Origin of the sequence: Streptomyces sp. NK08204 (assembly GCF_020400585.1) — a bacterium.
Taxonomy (GTDB): Bacteria; Actinomycetota; Actinomycetes; order Streptomycetales; family Streptomycetaceae; genus Streptomyces.
On record NZ_JAINVF010000039.1, the window covers coordinates 30,789 to 45,657 of the forward strand.

The 14,869-nt window shown below is 71.1% G+C and carries 13 protein-coding genes; all 13 read right to left on the reverse strand.

Annotation, left to right across the window (positions count from 1 at the left end; genetic code table 11):
- Window positions 1–28: 28 nt before the first annotated feature.
- Entirely contained in the window at window positions 29–1,468 is a 1,440-nt protein-coding gene (pcaB, locus tag K7G59_RS33095; RefSeq protein WP_225840391.1) for a 3-carboxy-cis,cis-muconate cycloisomerase, read from the reverse strand.
- Entirely contained in the window at window positions 1,458–3,443 is a 1,986-nt protein-coding gene (locus tag K7G59_RS33100) for an FAD/NAD(P)-binding domain-containing protein (protein ID WP_225840392.1), read from the reverse strand. The genes pcaB and K7G59_RS33100 overlap by 11 nt, the downstream gene beginning before the upstream one ends.
- 91 nt (window positions 3,444–3,534) lie before the next feature.
- Window positions 3,535–4,506: a 3-oxoacyl-ACP synthase III family protein gene (locus K7G59_RS33105; protein ID WP_225840393.1), complete on the reverse strand. Its 972-nt coding sequence runs from the start codon at window positions 4,504–4,506 to the stop codon at window positions 3,535–3,537.
- A gap of 372 nt (window positions 4,507–4,878) precedes the next feature.
- Window positions 4,879–6,054, reverse strand: a complete 1,176-nt coding sequence (locus tag K7G59_RS33110; protein ID WP_225840394.1) for a hydroxymethylglutaryl-CoA synthase — start codon at window positions 6,052–6,054, stop codon at window positions 4,879–4,881.
- 4 nt (window positions 6,055–6,058) lie between these two features.
- The gene (locus K7G59_RS33115) at window positions 6,059–7,120 is read right to left on the reverse strand and encodes a hydroxymethylglutaryl-CoA reductase (RefSeq protein ID WP_225840395.1); all 1,062 of its coding nucleotides are present in this window, start codon (window positions 7,118–7,120) and stop codon (window positions 6,059–6,061) included.
- Window positions 7,117–8,208 carry a type 2 isopentenyl-diphosphate Delta-isomerase gene (fni, locus tag K7G59_RS33120; protein ID WP_225840396.1) on the reverse strand — a complete coding sequence of 364 codons (1,092 nt, stop codon included), beginning with the start codon at window positions 8,206–8,208 and terminating at the stop codon, window positions 7,117–7,119. Before fni ends, K7G59_RS33115 begins: the two co-directional genes overlap by 4 nt.
- Window positions 8,205–9,323, reverse strand: a complete 1,119-nt coding sequence (locus K7G59_RS33125; RefSeq protein ID WP_225840397.1) for a phosphomevalonate kinase — start codon at window positions 9,321–9,323, stop codon at window positions 8,205–8,207. The genes fni and K7G59_RS33125 overlap by 4 nt, the downstream gene beginning before the upstream one ends.
- Window positions 9,323–10,375, reverse strand: coding sequence for a diphosphomevalonate decarboxylase (gene mvaD / locus K7G59_RS33130; RefSeq protein ID WP_225840398.1), 1,053 nt, complete (start codon window positions 10,373–10,375; stop codon window positions 9,323–9,325). Before mvaD ends, K7G59_RS33125 begins: the two co-directional genes overlap by 1 nt.
- Complete coding sequence (mvk, locus tag K7G59_RS33135; RefSeq protein WP_225840399.1) at window positions 10,365–11,345, reverse strand: mevalonate kinase; 981 nt, start codon at window positions 11,343–11,345, stop codon at window positions 10,365–10,367. Before mvk ends, mvaD begins: the two co-directional genes overlap by 11 nt.
- 573 nt (window positions 11,346–11,918) lie before the next feature.
- On the reverse strand, window positions 11,919–12,380 hold the full coding sequence (locus K7G59_RS33140) for a hypothetical protein (RefSeq protein WP_225840400.1): 462 nt from the start codon (window positions 12,378–12,380) through the stop codon (window positions 11,919–11,921).
- 170 nt (window positions 12,381–12,550) lie between these two features.
- Window positions 12,551–13,561, reverse strand: coding sequence for a methyltransferase (locus K7G59_RS33145; RefSeq protein WP_225840401.1), 1,011 nt, complete (start codon window positions 13,559–13,561; stop codon window positions 12,551–12,553).
- A 189-nt stretch (window positions 13,562–13,750) separates the two neighbouring features.
- Window positions 13,751–14,617 (reverse strand): methylenetetrahydrofolate reductase [NAD(P)H], encoded by an 867-nt coding sequence (gene metF, locus K7G59_RS33150; protein WP_225840402.1) that lies wholly within the window; start codon window positions 14,615–14,617, stop codon window positions 13,751–13,753.
- Window positions 14,614–14,869 (reverse strand): vitamin B12 dependent-methionine synthase activation domain-containing protein (locus K7G59_RS33155; RefSeq protein ID WP_225840403.1); only part of this gene is annotated, 256 nt, incomplete at its 5' end. The genes metF and K7G59_RS33155, both read right to left, overlap by 4 nt.

The following is a 14,869-nucleotide window of genomic DNA, read 5'->3' on the forward strand; positions in this document are numbered from 1 at the left end:
CCGGTGGACGGCACCCGACGCTCACGGCTCATCGCCTGCGGGTCGGGGGCAGTGACCGGGTCAGCGCGCGGTCCGTCAGCGGGCCCGCGGCCCCGGTGTACGCCTCCGGCTCGAACAGGTCCGACAGCCGGGCGTCGGCGAGGACGGCCGACGCCCGGCTGTCCTGTCTGAGAACGTCGGCCAGCGGCTCACCGGTCCGCGCCGAGTGCGCGGACGCCTCGTTGAGCAGATCGCGTGCCTGGGCCTTGCCGAGCAGCGGGGCGAGGACGACGGCGATCCGCTCCGAGACGATCTGCCCCCCGGTGATCTCGGTGTTGGCGCGCATGCGCCAGGGATCCACCGACAGCTGGGAGACGAGTTCCACCGCCTGGTGCGCCGCGCCGCCGGCCAGCCGCAGCAGGGCGCGCAGGGATTCCCATTCGGCATGCCAGGCGCCGGCCGAACGCTCGTCCTCACTGGGCAGGCAGCCCAGCACCGTCGCGGCGAGCTGCGGCGCCTGCAGCGCGGCGGACCTGATGGCCGTGGCGAGCACGGGGTTGCGCTTGTGCGGCATCGCCGAGGACGCGCCCCGGCCGCTGGGGGCCGGTTCGTGCACCTCACCGACCTCGGTGCGGGTCATCGACAGCACATCGACCGCGATCTTGCCGAGGGCACCGCACAGGAACGCGGCTGCCGTGGCCACATCCACCACCGGCGTGCGCAGCACGTGCCAGGGCAGGAGCGGGGCGCGCAGCCCCAGTTCGGCCGCGAACGCCTCCGTCAGCTCCTGGACGTAGGCGGCCGGGTCGGCGTCCGGCGCGAACTCGAGGTAGCCGGCCAGGGTGCCGGCCGCGCCGCCGAGCTGGACGGGAAGTCCCTGCTCGGCGATCGCGTCCAGCTTCTGGGCAGCGTCCAGGAGGAGGTGGCGCCAGCCCGCCGCCTTGAGACCGAAGGTCGTCGGCACCGCGTGCAGGGCCAGGGTGCGGCCCGCCATCAGGGTGTCGCGGTGCTCCGCGGCCAGAACGGCCAGCGCCTCCTCGGCACGTTCCACGTCGCCGCGGATCAGCTCCAGGGCCCGCCGGGCGACCAGGATCGTCGCCGTGTCGAGGATGTCCTGGCTGGTGGAGCCGCGGTGCACATACCGGGCCGCCTCCCGGTCCTCGTCCGCCACCACCGCGGTGAACTCCCGTACGAACGCCACCACCGGGTTGGCGGACTCGCGTGCCCTGTGGGCCAGGGAGACGAGGTCGAGCCGGTCGGCCCGTGCGGCCTCGGTGATCACCCGCGCGGCAGCCGCGGGCACCGTGCCGAGCCGGGCCTGGGCCCGGCTCAGCGCCGCCTCGGCGTCCAGCATGGCCTGCAGCCACGCCGCGTCGCAGACCGCGGCCACGACAGGGGTGCCGGCCCAGACCGGTGAGAGCAGACCGGGGTCCGCCAGCAGCGCCGGGCCGGGCCCCGCCCCGACGGCGAGGCCGGTGTCAGTGTGCATGGGTGAATCCTCGTCCGGTGGGGGCGTCGGGTCCGCCTGTGGCCGGCCCGGCCTCGTCGTCGCGGGCGAGGGCGGCTCGGGCGATGGCGTCGGAGTCCGTGAGCGTCACCGAGTTGACGCCGGGCCGGATGCCCGCGGCCGTCACCCAGTGCACCGACTCGGTCGGCACGCCGAAGGCGAAGCGGCGCGGATGCGGCCGGCCCTGCGCGTCGAGCAGATGGAACGGCCGCTCGGTGACGGCCAGTCCGTCGGTCTCGTGCGCGCCGCCGGAACGGGTGCGGATGCGGTAGGCGGTGCACTGCCCGGTGGCCAGCAGATGGCTCAGCAGCGGGTCCTGCGTGCGGCGCAGGGTGATCTCGGGCAGGCGCGCCTCGACCAGCGCCTCCACCCGGACCTCGGAACCCGGCACGAGCGGCGAGCGGACGGAGTATCCGCCGGCACCGGCCTCGACGCGCAGGTCCGGCCCGACGACGTGAAGCACACCGGCCTCGATCAGGGCGGTCATCTCCTCGACTCGGCGCGCCGGCGGGCCGATCGACAGGAACGCGTTGAGCGGGGTGTACCAGCCGTCCAGGTCGGTGCGGTACGAGTCGCCGTGCAGGCCGCCGTGGTCGACGGCGAGACGGATCTCGTTGCGCAGGTCCCGCAGGACGTCGAGGGCCGCCTTGCGCGGGCCGCTGACGTTGCCCGCGCCGGCCTCCTCGACGTCGTCGCGCAGGTAGTCGAGGAGCCAGGTGGTGAAGTCCTGGGGGCTGAGGAACTCCCGGTCCTGGTAGGGGCGGGCGAGCAGCTCCCAGTCCCAGCGGTACTTCTCGCCGATGCCGTACGAGTCGAGAACGGCGACCTTGTCCTCGTCCCCCGGTCCGGCCGCCAGGAAGTCCTCGTAGAGCTGCTGTGCCCTGCCGATGTGTCCGCGTGAGGTGAACAGCGTCCGGTAGTAGACGCCCTCGACCTCGCGGGCGATCAGCGGCCACAGGTGTTCCTTGAAGTCGAGCCCGGCGTGCCCGTGTTCGCGGCGCAGTTCGGCGATACGCTCGGCGGTGAGCACCAGCGGCTCGTGACGGCCGTGCGGGCCCTTCTCGTTCTCGCCGCGGGCCTGGTAGGGGATGCCGCGCCGGGACCCGGCGTAGAGCTGCGGTTCCCGGCCGGAGGGGCGGTAGACGAGCTCGCCGTAGAGCGTCTCGAACGAGCCGCCGCGGCCGACGGTGAGCTGGGCCATGTAGTCGAAGAAGTTCAGCCCGAGCCCGCGCAGCAGCACCTTCGTGCCCGGGGCCAGCACCTCGAGGTCGACGTCGGCCGGGTTGGCCGGCCCGATGTAGGTCAGGCCCGCTTCCTGGGCCCGGGAGGCGAACTCCTGCTCGGCGGCGTCCGCGCGGGCCGGCAGGTGGCCCTGGCACAGGATCACCGCGTCCAGGTCCTCCAGCACGGTTCCGTCGGCGAGCCGCACCCGCTGGCGGGAGCCGTTCCGCGCGTCCTTGCCGTCGCCCGGGACGTCGTCCAGGGACACGGCGAGCGAGGCGTGCGTGGTGACCCTCAGCCCGGACGGCGCGCCTTCGACGATGCGCTGGTAGGCCCACCGCAGGTAGTGGCCGTAGAAGGCGCGGGTCGGGTAGGTGTCGGGTCCCAGCGCGCGGGCCTCGTCCAGGACGTGTGCCGGATGGTCGTCTCCCCACTCGCCCGCGACGAGGGCCACGGACCACTCGTGCAGGCTCGGCCCCGGCTCCAGGGGACCCCGCAGGTCCACGCTGGCATCGGTGAACACGGAGATCTGGCCGGCGACGGTGTTCATGAGCAGGTGACGGGACTGGTCGGTGCGCCACACCTTGCCGGGTCCCGGCGGGTAGGGGTCGACCACATGGACGTGGACGGAGCGGCCCTCGGGCTGCGAGCGCGCGTTGGCACACAGTCGTTCGACCACCGAGAGCCCTCGCGGACCGGCGCCTATCACGCACACCGTGTGATGTTTTGTCGTCATGATTCCTCTTTCTGCCGATATCGGGCAATGGAAGGAGGGCCGTGCGGGTGCGGCGGGAGTCCGGTGGGACGGCGGCGGATAAGCAGTGGTCTCACCACTCGACCAGGGCGAAGCCCGCCGCCATGCCTCCGCCGAAGCCCGCAAGGAGGATCAGATCCCCTCGGGTGAAGGCGCCCGCGCGGGCGGCTTCGTCCAAGGTGATCGGGATGGAGGCGGCCCCGGTATTGCCGTAGTGGGTCAGCGAGAGGTGCATGGTGGCCCGGGACAGGGCCATTTCGGCGAAGACGGTGTCGAGCATGACGCCGTTGGCCTGGTGCGGCACGAAGTGCCTGATGTCGTCGGGGACAACACCGGCCTCGTGGAGGAACTGCTTGGTCAGCCCCGGCAGGTGGTCCTCGACGAAGGCGCGCACGGCCCGGCCGTCCATGGTGAAGTACTGCCGGCCGGCCGCCAGGGCCGCCGGGTCGCAGGGCATTCTGCTGCCGCCGGCCGGCACCTCGATCAGGCCCGACAGTTCACCGAAGGTGTGCACGTCGATGTGCCGTACGCGCGAGCCGCCACGGCCGAGGACCATCGCACCGGCACCGTCGCCGAACAGGACGACGGTCCTGCGGTCGGCCGGGTCCAGGATGCGCGAGTACACGTCGGCGCCGATGACCAGCGCGTGGCCGCCGCGCCGGGCGAGGACGCCCTCGACCGCGGTGAGCGCGAACACCTCGCCGGAGCAGACGGCGTTGACGTCGAACGCCGCCGCGTCCACCGCGCCGAGCAGGTGCTGCACGTAGGCGGCGGTGGGCGGCTGGGGCCGGTCCGGCGTGGACGTGGCGACCACGATCACGGACAACTGGTCGGCGGTGATGCCGGCCGACTCCAGGGCAGCTCGTCCCGCCGCCGCGGCCAGGTCCGACGTGGCCTGCTCGGGGGCGGCCCAGCGCCGTTCCCGGATGGCGGTCTTGCGGATGACCCAGGCGTCGTCGACCTGTGCTCCGGCGCCGACTTCGTCGTTGGAGACGACCCGGTCCGGCACATAGGCACCCGTACCGAGGATTCCGAATTCGGTCATGCGCCTGCCTCCCCCCTCACTCAGATGATCTTGACACAGTGCGATCGGCCGCGGCTGCGCGGGGCCGTCGTCGGCAAGAAGCCGAACCGGGCCCCGGCATGCGGCCGGGGCCCGCGAGCCGGCAGGGCGCTGCCTGCCGGCTGTGCTGTCGGTGTTCCGTGTGCTGTCTGTGTGATCCGGGCCGGCCGGGCTGATGGTGGTTGCCGGCGGGCTCGCGGATGACGGTGTTCGTCCGGTCGGTGCCGATGAGGGTGATCGGCACCACCTGTGCGACCAGGGTGGGGCGCATCGAGGGAAGTGACGGAACGGATCGGTGAAAGTCCGGCGTGCCCGTGGGTTGCGGACGGTACGGCGAGCGGGCCCCGACGGACCTCAGCGGGTCTCGTAGATGCGCTTGTGTCCGCGCAGGGCCGCCAGCCGGAAGGCTCCGGTGGTCTCGGCCGGGGTGGGGTGGTCGCCGCCGTCGGCCGGGAAGGACCGCTCGTGCAGCTCGCGGTAGCGGGCGTAGTCGACGGCCTTGCGCCGGTCGATCGCCTCGCGGTGCGCTTCGGTGCGCAGGTGCTCCCGGTAGCCGGGTACGACGGTGCCGGCGAAGAACTCGGCGACGCTGCCGGAGCCGTAGCTGAGGAAGGCGACGGCCTTGCCGGTCAGGTCGTCCGCCTGGTCGAGCAGGGCGGCGAGGCCCAGGTAGACCGAGGCGGTGTAGCTGTTGCCGATGACGGTGTTGTAGGCCGTCGTCAGGCCGAGGTCGCGGGTGACCCTGTCGTCGTCGGTGTCGTGCCCGGTGACGTTCAGCAGGTGCCGGTGGGCCTTGTAGGCCATCTTCGTGAACGGCTGGTGGTAGCAGAACGCGGCGAAGTCGTCGAGCGGGCGCCCGCCCTGCTCGGTGTAGTCCTTCCAGCTGCCCTCCACCGCCTGGAGGTAGGCGGTGATGGACTCCTGCCCGTCGACCAGGGCGGCGTCACGGTAGTTGGGCCGCCAGAAGTCCATGACGTCGGCGGTGAACACGCCCGAGGGCTCCTCGATGCGCACCAGCGCGGGGTCGGCGCTGACCAGCATGGCCACGGCGGCCGCGCCCTGGGTGGCCTCGCCCGGGCTGTCGAGCTCGTACTTGGAGACGTCGCTGGCGATCACGAGGACCCGCTGCGCGGGGTCGCGGTGCACGAGGCCGATGGCGAACTGCAGGGCCGCGGTCGCTCCGTAGCAGGCCTGCTTGAGTTCGACGACCCGGGTGGCCGAGGGCAGCCCGAGCAGCGAGTGGACGTAGACACCGGCCGCCTTCGCCTGGTCGATCGACGACTCCGTCGCGAAGACGACCGTACGGATCCCGTCGCTGCCGTGCCGGGCGATGATGGGCGCGGCGGCGGCTGCGCCCAGGGTCACGATGTCCTCGTCGGCGGCGGGCACGCTCATGGACAACTGTCCGATGCCCTTGTGGTACTTGCCGATGTCCGTGCCGTTGTACTCCGCGAGTGCCGTGTGCGGCAGGACGAACTCCGTGGTGGCGAAGGACAGATCGTGAATTCCTATGGCGGAAGCGTTGGCCATTTGTTTAAACACCGACCTTTGCTGTCTGGTTGTCGCGTTCCAGCTGGACGTGTGCGCGCATCAGTTCGCCCGGGTTCGTCTGGGCCGCGAGCAGGGAGAGTTCGCCGCACAGCACCGTCGCCGCCGCGATGACGGCAAGCCGGCGGGCGTTCTCGCCGGGTTCGCGTTCCTCCCGGCAGCCGAGCCGGGCGAGGTTGGTCTCCACGAAGGCGAGCCCCTTGCCGTTGCCGACCGTGCCCATGATCAGGTTGGGCAGGGTGCAGGCGAAGTAGAGGTCGCCGTCGCGGTCCTCGGCCATGACGACGCCCTGGGAGCCCTCGACGATGTTGGCCGCGTCCTGGCCGGTGGCCAGGTAGAACCCGAGCAGCATGTTCGCGAAATGGGCGTTCGCCGAGCGGATGCCGCCGGCGAGCAGCGTGCCGAGCATGTTCTTGCGGATGTTCAGCTCGACGATCTTGGCGGCCGTGGTGTGCAGGACGTCCTCGACCACGGTGCGCGGGACGAGCAGTTCCGTGACGACGTTCTTGCCGCGGCCGAGGATGCCGTTGATCGCGGTCGCCTTCTTGTCCGTGCAGTAGTTGCCGGAGATCGATCCGTAGGAGATGCCCGGGATCGTCTCCAGCAGGTGCTTGAGGAGCACGTCGGAGGCGAGGGTGGCCATGTTGTGGCCGGAGGCGTCGCCGGTCCTGAACTCGAACCGGATGAACAGCAGGTTGGCGTTGATCTCGTGGTGGATCCTGATCAGCTCGGCGAAGCGGCTGCAGGTGCGCACCACTTCCTGCAGTTCGCTCATGCGCGCCTCGATGGTCCGCGCGGCCGTCAGCGCGGTCTGCGCGTCCACCGCCTCGACCAGCACCGAGCGGGTCATCCGCTCGTCCACGAGGGTGGCGACGATGCCCTTCTCGGCCAGCATGGAGACCTTCGCGCCACGGCCCACGGAGGGCCATAGCGGGGACTCGTAGGTGGCGAGCGGGACCTGGGTCTCGGTGGTGGCGACGTTCCCCGAGATGCGCAGGGGTCCCACCCAGCGCATCGGAACCCCGGCGATCGCGTGTGCCTCAGTCATCGTGTGCTTCCCGTCGTGTCGTGGGGGGCGGCCAGGCTGCTGGAGCGTCGGGCCAGCGGCCGTGTGTCGATGCCCCGGTCGGTGCAGAAGTCGCGCAGGTCGCCGTGGATCAGCAGATCGCAGCGCGTCAGGTCGGCAGGGGTGTGCGCGCCGAGCATGGTCTGCAGCGCGGCGAGCTGGTCGAGCCAGGCCGACAGCAGCGCGATCAGCGCGTCGACACCGCCGTCCATCAGCGTGCGCAGGAACTTGCCGGACGCGCCGACGCCAGAGGCGCCGAGCGCCAGGGCGCGGGCGACGTCGAGCGGGTTGCGTACGCCGCCGGAGGCGAGGACGGGGATGCCGGCGCCCTGTGCGTCCAGCAGGCAGGCGGCGGTGGACTGGCCCCAGTTGTGGAGGTAGCCGTAGTCGGCGATCTCCCGCCGGCCGTTCTCGATGCGGGCGAAGTCCGTGCCGCCCCGGCCGCCGAGGTCGGCCACCTTCACGCCCAGCTTCTGCAGCAGCAGAACCGTTTCCCGGCTGAGTCCGTTGCCGACCTCCTTGACGATCACGGGGACGTCGACGGAGGCGGCGATCTTCTCGATCTGCGGGACCCACGACGAGAACGACCGGTCGCCCTCCGGCATCGGCGTTTCCTGCGCGGTGTTGATGTGGATCTGCAGGGCGTCGGCCTTCACCAGGTCGATGGCCCGCTGCGCCTTGTCCACGGAGGCCGTCGCGTTGACGTTGGCCATGACGAACCCGTCCGGGTTCTTCTCGCGCAGCACGCTGAACGTGCCGGCGCAGGAGGGGTCCTTGAAGTACGCACTCATGGAGCCCGACGCGATGGGTACGCCGGTCTCGCGGGCGGCGATGGCCAGGTCCCGGTTGATGATGCCGGTCTTCTCGCTGCCGCCGGTCATCGCGTTGATGTACAGCGGCACCTGCCAGGTGATGCCGGCGAACGTCGTGGCCAGGGACACGTCCTCGCGGTCGATGCCGGCCAGGGCGTGGTGGACGAACGACACCTCGTCGAACTGGTTGCGTCCGGTGTGCTCCCGGTGCTGTTCGACGGCGAGCCGGACGTGGTCGTCCTTGCGTTGTGCGATCATTCCTCGTTCCCTTCCGCAGCGGGCCCGATCGGCAGGGGCAGCACCCCGTCCGCGGCCCACCGTTCCCGCAGGTGAGCGATGTCTCGTGACGCGTCGGCGTCGAGCAGGGCGATCCCGCAGTCGCCGCCGCCCGCCCCGGAGGGCTTGGCCGCGCCACCGACGGCTTCGGCCGCGTCGCACAGCGCCGTCAGCCTGGTCGTGAAGATTCCCAGGCCCACCTCGTGATCCAGTCGAGCCAGCTCCCGCCGGGCCCGCCGGATCTGGTCCAGCAGGCTTGCGCGGTCTCCTTGCTCGAGTGCGGCTTCGGCGGCGCGTACGCAGTCGGTGGTGGTCCGGACGAACCTTCGGTGGGACTCGCTGCCCCGCCAGGCCCGCCGCCGGTCCAGGTCGGAGACGAGGGCCGCGGTGGAGGCGGGGTTCCCGGTCCAGCCGACCTCCAGTGCGAGGCCCTGGGGCGCCGGCAGCCGGCGTACCGCGAAGCCCGGCCAGGGTGTGCGCAGCGCCTCCTCGACGCCCTTGGTGCGGGCGAGGTCGAGCACGGCGGGCCGGTCGGGCGCCTGGTAGGTGATCCAGCCGCCCCAGGTGCTGGCGGCGAGATCGCCGCCGGAGGCCCTGGGTTCGAGCGCGGTCGTGGCGAGCATGGCCAGGCGGTAGCGCTCCTCCAGCGAGAGCCGCAGGCCCGCGAAGGCGGCGACGGCCGCGACGGTCGCCACGGTCACCGCACCGCTCGAACCGAGGCCGTACTTCCTGCCGTCGTCGTGCAGGCCGCTTTCGACCGAGAGGCTGAACGCCGGTACGGGAAGGCGGCGTTCGGTCAGCAGCCGGGCCACCGTCTCGATCGCCGACACCACGTGGGCCAGGCGGATGCGCGCATCCTGCTCGTCGTCGGTGCCGCAGGGGCTGAGCCTGCCTTCCTGCCACTGCCAGCGCACACCGCGCGGGCCGAGGTCGGAGGAGATCTCCACGTCCGCCTCGGCGGTGCCGGACACGGTGACGGTGATGTACCGGTCGACGGCGACCAGGATCGCCGGGTTGCCGGGGTCCACCACCGCGTACTCGCCCGCGACGAACAGTTTGCCCGGCGCCCGCCGGACCACCGTGTGCTGACGGGTCATCATCCGCCCTCGGGCAGCAGCCGGGCGCCCGGCCCCGGCCCGGCGATGTGCACCTGGCCGTCTCCGACGGCACCGCGCAGGGCCTCGGCGACCCGCTCGGCGTCCGCACGGCGGCACAGCACCTTCACGTTCGGCCCGGCGTCCATGGTCGCGTAGGCCAGGACGCCGTCCTGCCGGAGCTGCAGCACGCTGTCGAGCACGGTGATCGTGGGCGCCGACAGGTAGCGCACCGCCGGGCGCGCCGCCAGCATCGTCGCGTGCATGCCCAGCGCGTTGCGCTCGGCGATCTCGCCGACCGCTTCGAGGTCGCCGCGCAGCAGCGCCGCGCGCATCTCGGCCAGGTCGTCCTTGCTGGAGACGGCCCACGGCTCGTACAGCGGCGACGTCTGAACGGTGCGCCGCATGGCGGCCCGGCTGGAGACGGCCTTGGGGCCGGCGTTGACGACCGCGATGACGAGTGCGGGGTCCAGGTCGGCCGCGGGCACCGGCTCGGCGTAGGAGCTGAGGTCGGCCTCCTCCTCGGTGCCGGTGGTCAGACCCGCGTGCCACATCACGAAGCCGCCGAAGAGCGACCGGGACGCCGACCCGGATCCGCGCCGGGCCAGACGGGAGAGCGCGGTGGCGTCGAGGTCGAGCCCGTACGCGGCGGCGCCGGCGACGGCGAGAGCGGCGAACCCGCTCGCGGAGGAGGCGAGGCCCGCCCCGGTGGGGACGGTGTTCTCGCTGTCCACGACGGCCCGCCCGGCGTGCCCGGCCCGTTCGCGCACCAGGTCCAGGAAGGCGACGACGCGGCGCAGCGCCTCGCCCTCGGCGGGCCGGCCGTTGAGGGTGACCCGGTCGTGCTCCGCCTCGGGGTCGAGGCGGACGCCGGTGGTCGTCCGGAAGACGTCCAGCGTCATCGACAGACTGTCGGTCCGCGGCAGGAAGAGCTTCTCGTCGCGCTTGCCCCAGTACTTGATCAGCGCGATGTTCGGGTGCGCGACGGCGGTGGCGCCGTGCGCGGTGTCCGCCTCCTGCGCGCGCACCAGCGTGGTCCGGTGTTCAGTGTGCATGCTTGGCAAGCCCTCTCAGCGGTACGACCCACGTCTGCACGGCGCCGGCCTCGTGGAGCTGCCGGGTGACCTCTCTGGCCTGCTCCGGCTGGGTCATGGCGAGGACGCAGCCGCCCAGCCCGCCGCCGGTGATCTTGGCGCCGAGGCTGCCTGCGGTGAGCGCTGCCTCGACCAGCGCGTCGATCCCCTTGGTGCTCAGGCCGGCCGCCCGCAGCAGCTCGTGGTACTCCGTCAGCCGCGAGCCCACCTCTTCCGCCTTGCCGTCGCAGAGGGCGTCCCTGACCTCTTCGGTCAGGCGCGAGGCGCGGTGCACGAACCTGTCCTGCGCTCCGGCGTGCCGCTGGAATCCCTCCCGCAGCAGCTCGACCGCGTCCTTGGTGCGGCCCACGACACCGCTGTCGGCGATGATGAACAGGCCGTCGCAGCCGATGTTCAGCTCCTGGACCCTGCCCGCCTGGAACAGCAGCGGGGCGGACGCGCCGACGGTGCGGGCGTCGACGCCGCTGGAGCGGCCGTGCGCCACGTTCTCGGCCGTCTGCACGAGGTCGAACTTCTCTTCCTCGGTCAGGTCGCGGCCGTAGAGATCGGCGAGGGCGCAGACGACCGCGCGCGCACAGGCCGCGCTGGAGCCGAGGCCCCGGCCGTGCGGGATCGCACCGTCGATGATCACGTCGAGGCGCGGGCTGCCGTCGACGCCCATGGTCGTCGTGAATTCGGTGATCAGCCGGTGCAGGCTGTCGGAGGCCTCCGTGACCATCGGCCGCGACGGGGAACCGGTCATCGTGAAGGACACGTCGCCCTGGCCGTCAGAGGTGTGGGAGGCCCACCCGGCGCTCGCGGTGACCGTGAGCTGCGGAATGGGAAGAGCGAGTGCCGGAGCCCCGTACACGACGGCGTGCTCCCCCAGCAGAATGGCTTTGGCGTGGGCACGTCCGATGCCGACTGAGCGGGCACGGCGGTGTTCTGACACCCCCTCCGCTGAGGTCGGTAGAGTCAACGCACTCAACTCCCCTTGTCGTTTCTGCGGTGAGATCGCATCGTCCAGCGTTTCAGGAAGAGAACAGCGAAGCCGCCGCCGTGGTTGCGGCCTGCGGACCTACGCGTTCGGGCACAGACCCGCACCGCCCGTGGGCTCCCCCTGGGGGGTGGTGCGGGTGTTTCGGCTCGGTGAGCCATGAGGGGGCGACGGCGCTGCCGGCGAAGGCGATGAGCATCGCCGCCGACGGGGACTGGCCGAGCGCCTCCTGCCGGTACAGGCCGGCAGGAAGGCGTACAGGGGGAACGCGGCGAGCGAGAGGACCCTCACGCCGTTGGCGGTCACACGGGTGCGGTTCCGGCCACAGGAGACTCGCCGGTGCCGCAGACCGGCGCCGGCGAGTCGTCCGCTCCGCACGTGTGCGGGATGGTGTCCGTCCCGGCAGCCGGCGCATCAGCTTCCCCGGGACGGGACACGGTGCCTCGGACGGGTCCGCGGTCCGGGAAGGGGCACACGGCAGGACGCGCCTGCGCCCTGCCGACGGGACATACGCCGACTGACGCGAGGTCAGCCCAGGTAGTTCTGGATGGTCGGCTTGATGAGGCCGATCAGCTCCTCCGGCGACGCCGACGCGATCGGCTCCAGCTTCACGATGTAGCGCAGCAGGACGACGCCCCAGACCTGCGCCGTCGCCGCGTTGATGTTGATCGCCGGTACCTTGATGGTCTCCGCGGCCTGGTAGATGTCCATGTCGGCGATGCCGATGGCCTTGCCGGCCTGTGCGAAGAGCTGGTTGGCGAGGAACGCGCGCATCTGCTCGGCGCCCTCCTCGCTGTTGACCGCGCCGTGCAGGATCCCGAGCAGCTTCGGCCGCACCTCCGGGTTCTCCCACAGCTCGAAGGCCGCACGCAGAAGGCCCTCGGCCAGCTGCTCACGCGACCCGGCGAGGGCCGTCGCGCCGGCCTCACCGAGGGCGCCACCCAGCGTGTCGAGGGCTGCGCTCTGTTCGGCCTCAGTGGCTTCGGACATTTCCCCTCCTGATATCTCTGGTGTTCTTCATGAATTCCGAGATTTCCGGGTGACCGTACCAGTCCGCCGTCGTCCGGGCCATGCGCTCCGCTCGATATCCGCTTGACATCGACTCGAAGTGTTCCGCTTTACCGGGACCCGGCAGGTGGTGCGTGTCTTCGATCCGCCCGTCAGTCGACCTTCGTCGCGGAGAGAACGGCCTCCACGGTGAGGGCGTGCGGTGGCAGATTCGCCGGGTCGTCGGTAATCGCCTTGGTGACCCGGAATCCGGATTCCTCGAACCAGCTCTGCCACGTCGACAGCTTCTGCGGACCGCCCTGTCCCATGGTGCAGCCGATGAAGAAGCTGGGGTAGAAGTCCACGGTGTAGTTCTCGGTGTCCTGAAGGTTCTCGGGAAATACCGGAACCAGCGCGTGGACTTGTGCACCGACTTCCAGCGACTTGTGGACGCCTTCCAGGATCCGGAGCACGTCACTCTTGTCGAACATGGGCAGGAAGTGCTTGATGAGTACGACGTCGAAACCCCTGGGGACTTCTTTGAAAACGTCACCACCGATGAAGGAACACTGGTCCTCGACGCCATGGGCCCGGAAATTCTCCAGGCTCTCCATTTCCTTCTCGGGCAGGTCGAAGGTGGTCACCCGAAGGCCGGGTGAACCCTTCAGTCTGAGGGTGTTGATCGCCCCGAGACCGGTGTTGCCGGCGAGGTCGAGGACCTTGGACCCGGCCGGGATGTCGACGTTGCCGAAGAACCAGGGGTCGACGTGGGCGGTGACGGTGTTCATCAGCTTGGCCCACGGCTCGCGCAGTTCCGGCAGCGCGCCCAGTGCGCTGTACAGGTCGCCGTCTAACCCGTACAGCTCCTTCAGACCGGCGACCGTGCCGGTGCGCACGCTCTCGGTGAGGTAGAACAGCTGCCGCAGCGTGACGGCCTTGATCATGTTCAGGTCGGCGAGCGCCTGCTCGAGCAGCTTGTCGGAGACGCCCGCGAGGCCGTCGAGGGAGTAGGCGCCGGAGGCCTCGTCGTGAGCGACGAAGCCTTCCTTGACCAGCAGAAGCAGAAGCTGTTCCACGGCGTCCGGCTTGACGCCGGCCACCTCGCCCAGCTCGGCCGCCGTCATGCGGGGCTCGTCGCGGAGCGCGTCGATGATGCCGAGCTCGAAGCAGGACAACAGGGTCATGAACCTGGAGGGTCCGACCATGTAGTCACGAAACCGCCGCAGCGTCGCTTCCGGTGTCATTGCAACAGACCTCTCTCAGTAGCGGTACTGTCCGGCTTGCACGAGCCCTCCGCCTTGACGCGGATGCGCGCCTCCTGCTCCCGGCGCAGCCTGGTGGGCCTGCCGCCGAAGGCGTCGGGATCGATGGGCTCAGACACCATTGAGGACCTTCGCGCTTGGCGAACACATGACGTCCCGGTGGATGTCCAGTGCCGCCGTGGATCTGTTGAGCGTGATGTAGTGCAGGCCGGGGGCACCCTCGGCCAGAAGGCGGTCGGCCATGGCGGTGGCGTACTCCACACCGATGCGGTGGCCGTCCTGCGGGTTGTTCCGGGCCGCGTACAGGCGGCCGGCGAGCTCCCCGGGGAATGCCGCGTCGGAGAGTTCGGCGAAGCGGGCGATCTGCTTGTGATCGGTGGCCGGCATGATCTCCGGGATGATCGGGATGTCGCAGCCGGCCGCCGCGACCCGGTCGCGCAGCCGCAGGTAGTCCTCCACGTGGAAGAACATCTGCGTGATGGCGTAGTCGGCGCCCGCCCGGCACTTGGCGACGAAGTGCCGGATGTCGGAGTCCCAGTCCGCCGAGCGCGGGTGCTTCTCGGGGAAGGCGGCCACCCCGATCCTGAAGTCGCCCAGTGAGCGGACCAGTTCGACCAGTTCGTACGCGTAGCGGAAGCCCTGCGGATGCGGCGTCCAGGCCCCCTTCGGGTCGCCCGGCGGGTCACCGCGCAGCGCCAGGACGTCGCGAATGCCCGCGTCGGCGTACTGGCCGATGATGTGGCGCAGCTCGGCCACCGAGTGGCCGACGGCGGTCAGGTGGGCGACGGGGCGCAGGGTCGTCTCGGCGGCGATGCGCCGGGTGACGGCCACGGTGCGGTCCCGGGAGGAGCCGCCGGCGCCGTAGGTGACGGACACGAAGTCCGGCCGGAGCGGCTCGATCCGGCGGATCGCCTCCCACAGCGTCTGCTCTCCCTTGGCGGTTTTCGGCGGGAAGAACTCGAAGGAGAACGTCGTCACGAACGGCCTCCCGCGTTGAAGTAGTTGGCCTCCGGGTGGTGCACGACGATGGCGTCCGTGGACTGCTCGGGGTGCAGCTGGAACTCCTCGGACAGGTGGACGCCGATCCGCTCGGGCTTGAGCAGCCCGGCGATCTTGGCGCGGTCCTCCAGGTCCGGGCAGGCGGGGTAGCCCAGCGAGTAGCGGCAGCCCTGGTACTCGGTGCGCAGCATGCCGGCCAGCCGGCCCGGGTCGTTGCCGCTGATGCCGAGT

Coding starts and splice junctions, on each gene's coding strand:
- pcaB (WP_225840391.1), bottom strand. CDS start 1,468: ATGCACACTGACACCGGCCTCGCCGTCGGGGCGGGGCCCGGCCCGGCG.
- K7G59_RS33100 (WP_225840392.1), bottom strand. CDS start 3,443: ATGACGACAAAACATCACACGGTGTGCGTGATAGGCGCCGGTCCGCGA.
- K7G59_RS33140 (WP_225840400.1), bottom strand. CDS start 12,380: ATGTCCGAAGCCACTGAGGCCGAACAGAGCGCAGCCCTCGACACGCTG.
- K7G59_RS33105 (WP_225840393.1), bottom strand. CDS start 4,506: ATGACCGAATTCGGAATCCTCGGTACGGGTGCCTATGTGCCGGACCGG.
- K7G59_RS33125 (WP_225840397.1), bottom strand. CDS start 9,323: ATGACCCGTCAGCACACGGTGGTCCGGCGGGCGCCGGGCAAACTGTTC.
- mvaD (WP_225840398.1), bottom strand. CDS start 10,375: ATGCACACTGAACACCGGACCACGCTGGTGCGCGCGCAGGAGGCGGAC.
- fni (WP_225840396.1), bottom strand. CDS start 8,208: ATGATCGCACAACGCAAGGACGACCACGTCCGGCTCGCCGTCGAACAG.
- K7G59_RS33110 (WP_225840394.1), bottom strand. CDS start 6,054: ATGGCCAACGCTTCCGCCATAGGAATTCACGATCTGTCCTTCGCCACC.
- K7G59_RS33115 (WP_225840395.1), bottom strand. CDS start 7,120: ATGACTGAGGCACACGCGATCGCCGGGGTTCCGATGCGCTGGGTGGGA.
- K7G59_RS33145 (WP_225840401.1), bottom strand. CDS start 13,561: ATGACCCTGTTGTCCTGCTTCGAGCTCGGCATCATCGACGCGCTCCGC.